1 protein-coding gene is annotated in these 771 nt (G+C 58.8%); it reads right to left on the reverse strand.

Annotated features, from left to right (window positions below):
* The coding region (locus tag A5777_RS25395; protein ID WP_231895037.1) for a hypothetical protein at positions 1-283 on the reverse strand (283 nt) is incomplete at its 3' end.
* Positions 284-771 lie beyond the last annotated feature (488 nt).

Below are 771 nucleotides of genomic sequence, written 5' to 3' on the forward strand. Positions count from 1 at the left end.
GTAGGTCCGCGCGAGTTGGCAACACGAATGGGGCAGTAGGTTCGGCCCCGTTCACTTTCGAGCGGATGGCACTGAACTGCTCCGGAGTCAGGGCGAGGGCTTCGGCAATTGCGGCTACTACGCGCCGCGATGGATCTCCGATTCCCAGGAGCGCCCTACGTATGGTGTTCAGTGCCACTCCCTCGACGTTGCGGTCCAGGTCGCGGAATGTGAACTCGATCCTCTGGCTCCGGAAGTATGGTCGCCATACTTCCGGCACGTCGTTCGGTTCTTCGATGCTCACGCGTTCAGCCTTTCCCACTGCACGGGGTGTTCGACAACCTCTCAGATTGTCGTCGTGTCCAGAAATTTCAGCCGCGTAATTCCTGTTCAGGCAGCATATCTGCCGTGTCATCGGAGGTTAAGGGTTGCCGTCCATGTCTAGTGTGCTATGTTCAATGGCACAGGGAACATAGGAGGTGAGAGCAATTAGCAATGCAATGGCAGAGCTTCGTGGAACAGCGGACCAGTTCGTTGCGGCCCGCGAGTTCGCAGGGTTCTCGACTCGCGGCCTTGCCGATGAGGTGTCGCGTGAACTGCGTAAGGACCGCCGGAAGCCTCCGATGGAATGCTCACGGTCGACCATCTCGAATCTGGAGACCGGCAAGGCTAAGCGTGTGCATCATCGGCGCGCAGCTGCGATTGAGCGCGCCCTGAGGCTTCCGCCAGGACACCTGTTTCGTGTTGAGGTGTTCAATGTGCAACAGCACACAGATCGACAGCCTGCGGCAT

Source organism: Gordonia sp. 852002-10350_SCH5691597, from assembly GCF_001665715.1.
Taxonomy (GTDB): Bacteria; Actinomycetota; Actinomycetes; order Mycobacteriales; family Mycobacteriaceae; genus Gordonia; species Gordonia sputi.